We start from the raw sequence: 3814 nt of genomic DNA on the forward strand, positions 1-3814 counted from the left end.
CATGGTCAGACAACGGCTCAGCTAAAAATCCTGCCCTCCCACCAGTAGAGAAATTGGGCAAAGGCCTTTACTTCTACGAAGTAGACTTGGCTGGCACCCAAGGTAAATCAGATAAAGAGCTTCTTGACTTCTTGAAACAAAATGGAACTCAAAGTTATAAAGCTACTATTAAAGTGTACGGTGTGAAAGATGGCAAGGCCGATTTGACTAACCTAGTAGCGACTAAAGATTTGACTGTTAATTTGAATGGCTTGACCACACCAAATCAGGTTAAAGAGTCTGTTGTTAACAATGTCAAAGACATGATTGATGTTCCAGCTAGCTACCTTGATAAGGCTAAGGTTCCTGGACCTTTCTTGGCCGGTGTCAACCAAGTCATTCCATACGAAGCTTTTGGTGGAGATGGAATGTTGACCCGCCTTATCTTGAAAGCCTCAGATAAGGCTCCATGGTCAGACAATGGAACAGCTAAAAATCCTGCTCTATTGCCACTTGAAGGCTTGGCTAAAGGTCAATATTTCTACGAAGTGGATTTGAATGGCAATACGGTTGGCAAAGATGGTCAGGCCTTGCTGGAGCAACTTCGAGCTAACGGAACCCATACATATTCAGCTACTATTAAAGTCTATGGCGCTAAAGATGGCAAACCTGATTTGACCAATCTGGTTGCTACTCGTCAAGTAATGATTCGACTTCATGGATTAGAAATGATGTCCAGCACTCCTCAAGGAGATCAGATGGCAATGCCTTCTTCTACGTCAGATTCAATGAACAAAATGAAGGATATGACGAAAGAAGCCCAAGCTTCAGAGATGAGAATGGCTGATTCCATGGCTGAAACTAGGAAAAATGATGGGCAACCGATGCTACCAAATACTGGTGAAGCTCAAACGAATACAGCTGGACTTGGAGCCCTTGGTCTAGTCTTGGCAGGTCTTGTTGGATTTTTGGGTTGGAAAACCAAACGAGAAGATTAAGATTCAAATCACTTAAACATTAGAGAAAATAGTGTTATACTAAAGCAAGTATAACACTGTTTTTATCGAAGGAGTGTCAGATGAAAAAGACAATTTTGCTGGTTGATGATGAGATAGATATTCTAGATATTCAAAACCGTTATCTTATACAGGCAGGTTACGATGTTTTAGTTGCCCATGATGGGAAGGAAGGATTAGAACTTTTTAGAAAAAAATCTATCGACCTCATTATCACGGATATCATGATGCCTAATATGAACGGTTATGATTTCATCAGCGAAGTTCAGTATATTGCTCCTGATCAACCCTTTCTCTTTACAACTGCTAAGACAAGCGAACAGGATAAGATTTATGGATTAAGTTTGGGGGCAGATGATTTTATAGCTAAACCGTTTAGCCCACGGGAATTAGTTTTAAGAGTGAATAATATCTTGCGCCGTCTTAGTCGTGGCGGAGAGACCGAGCAGATTGAGTTTGGTGACTTAGTGATCAACCATGTGACTCATGAGGTTCGCATTGGAGAACAGCCTTTGGAATTGACAGTGAAATCTTTTGAACTTCTATGGATATTAGCCAGCAATCCTGAGAGAGTCTTTTCAAAGACTGAGCTTTACGAGAAGGTATGGCAGGAGGACTATGTGGATGATACCAATACACTCAATGTTCATATCCATGCTTTGAGACAAGAGTTGAGTAAGTATACGAATTTAAACACTCCTGCTATCAAAACTGTTTGGGGATTGGGCTATAAGATGGAAAGACCGAGAGGTAAAAAATGAAATTAAAAAGCTATATTTTAGTGGGGTATCTAGTTTCGACTCTACTAACGATTTTGGTCGTTTTCTGGGCAGTCCAACGAATGTTGATTGAGAAAAGTGAAATTTACTTTCTGGTTGGAATGACCTTGATTGCAAGTTTCATTGGCGCTGCAGTGAGCATCTTTCTTTTGTCACCTGTTTTTTCTTCTCTAAAACATTTGAAAAAACAAGCTCAGAATATAGCTGGCAAAGATTTCAGCACAGAAATTGAAACCAAAGGGCCGATAGAATTTCAAGAGTTAGGCCAAGCTTTTAATGACATGTCCCACAATTTACAAGATACCTTTCAATCACTTGATGAGAGTGAGCAAGAAAAGAGAATGATGATTGCTCAGCTCTCTCACGATATTAAAACTCCCATTACCTCCATTCAGGCTACTGTGGAAGGCATTCTAGATGGAGTAATCAAGGAAGAGGAACGACTCCATTACTTAACGACGATTGGTCGCCAAACCGAGCGTTTAAACAAGCTAGTCGAGGAATTGGATGTTTTGACTCTTAACGCTCAGGCTCAAGATATAGCTGACGAAGAAGTCGAAGATGTGTTTTTAGATCAGCTGTTGATTGAGTCGATGAGTGAATTTCAACTTCAGATTGAACAAGAGGAGCGAGATGTCTACATTCAAGTAAAGCCTGAGTCTGCGAAAATCAAGAGTCATTACAACAAACTCTCTCGTATTCTAGTCAATTTGTTAAACAATGCATTTAAATATTCAGAACCTGGAACTAGGATTGAAGTTCTTGCTCAATTAACAGAAGAAGAGCTGACAATCAGTGTGAAAGACGAGGGTCAAGGTATTCTTCCTGAAGATTTGGAAAAAATTTTTAACCGACTATATCGTGTAGAAACATCACGTAATATGAAGACAGGTGGTCATGGATTAGGACTTGCGATTGCACGAGAACTAGCCCATCAACTAGGTGGTGAAATAACAGCAGAAAGCCATTACGGAATAGGAAGTACGTTTACATTTCATCTTAATTTGAAATAAAACTAAAAAATTTTCTTTACAAATGTAGTATTTCATGGTACAATAGCCTTTGTGTGAAATAGCAGCAGGAAAGCATGAAGCTCGTCAACAGGTGTCTTATAACAAGTAACCTTGGCTGTTTAGGCGAAGGGCATCTGCACGAATCAGGGCTTTCTAAGTGACTATTTCCGCCGAAATTATATTTATATTAGGAGGACATACATATGTCACGTTATACAGGACCATCTTGGAAACAAGCTCGTCGCCTTGGCCTTTCACTTACAGGTACAGGTAAAGAATTGGCACGTCGTAACTACGTACCAGGACAACACGGACCAAACAACCGTTCTAAATTGTCAGAATACGGTTTGCAATTGGCTGAAAAACAAAAACTTCGTTTCACTTACGGAGTAGGCGAAAAACAATTCCGTAACTTGTTCGTACAAGCTACAAAAATCAAGGGCGGAATCCTAGGTTTCAACTTCATGCTTCTTTTGGAACGTCGTTTGGATAACGTAGTTTACCGTCTTGGTCTTGCGACTACTCGTCGTCAAGCTCGTCAATTCGTAAACCACGGTCACATCCTTGTTGACGGAAAACGTGTTGATATCCCATCATACCGCGTAACTCCAGGTCAAGTAATCTCAGTTCGCGAAAAATCATTGAAAGTTCCAGCAATCCTTGAAGCGGTTGAAGCTACTCTTGGACGTCCAGCATTTGTATCATTCGATGCTGAAAAATTGGAAGGTTCATTGACTCGTTTGCCAGAACGTGATGAAATCAACCCAGAAATCAACGAAGCACTTATCGTTGAATTCTACAACAAGATGCTTTAATTTTAAGAAATATCTTACAGAAAGCCTACAACAGTGGGCTTTTTGCTTTGTAAAAAATAAAAAATAAGAAAAATTTATCTCAAGTTCTTGACAAGATTCTAAAAGCGGGTATAATAGAAAGAGTTGAAAAAGCTCAGGTCCGTTGGTCAAGGGGTTAAGACACCGCCTTTTCACGGCGGTAACACGGGTTCGAATCCCGTACGGACTATGGG

4 protein-coding genes and 1 tRNA gene are annotated in these 3814 nt (G+C 40.2%); all 5 read left to right on the forward strand.

The window, feature by feature from the left end:
- Positions 1-977, forward strand: a 977-nt coding sequence (locus ACESNQ_RS08555) for an SSURE domain-containing protein (RefSeq protein ID WP_373076198.1), incomplete at its 5' end; no start/stop codon positions are given.
- 80 nt (positions 978-1057) lie between these two features.
- Positions 1058-1756, forward strand: a complete 699-nt coding sequence (locus ACESNQ_RS08560) for a response regulator transcription factor (protein WP_373076200.1) — start codon at positions 1058-1060, stop codon at positions 1754-1756.
- Complete coding sequence (locus tag ACESNQ_RS08565; RefSeq protein ID WP_373076202.1) at positions 1753-2787, forward strand: sensor histidine kinase; 1035 nt, start codon at positions 1753-1755, stop codon at positions 2785-2787. Before ACESNQ_RS08560 ends, ACESNQ_RS08565 begins: the two co-directional genes overlap by 4 nt.
- Positions 2788-2990: 203 nt before the next feature.
- On the forward strand, positions 2991-3602 hold the full coding sequence (gene rpsD / locus ACESNQ_RS08570; RefSeq protein WP_004253981.1) for a 30S ribosomal protein S4: 612 nt from the start codon (positions 2991-2993) through the stop codon (positions 3600-3602).
- 136 nt (positions 3603-3738) lie between these two features.
- Positions 3739-3810 (forward strand) — tRNA-Glu (locus ACESNQ_RS08575).
- Positions 3811-3814 lie beyond the last annotated feature (4 nt).

Origin of the sequence: Streptococcus infantis (assembly GCF_964243025.1) — a bacterium.
In the GTDB taxonomy this organism is placed as follows: domain Bacteria; phylum Bacillota; class Bacilli; order Lactobacillales; family Streptococcaceae; genus Streptococcus; species Streptococcus infantis_N.

Excerpts from the sequence above, each read along its gene's own strand:
- ACESNQ_RS08565 (WP_373076202.1), top strand. The coding sequence starts at position 1,753 with ATGAAATTAAAAAGCTATATTTTAGTGGGGTATCTAGTTTCGACTCTA.
- ACESNQ_RS08560 (WP_373076200.1), top strand. The coding sequence starts at position 1,058 with ATGAAAAAGACAATTTTGCTGGTTGATGATGAGATAGATATTCTAGAT.
- rpsD (WP_004253981.1), top strand. The coding sequence starts at position 2,991 with ATGTCACGTTATACAGGACCATCTTGGAAACAAGCTCGTCGCCTTGGC.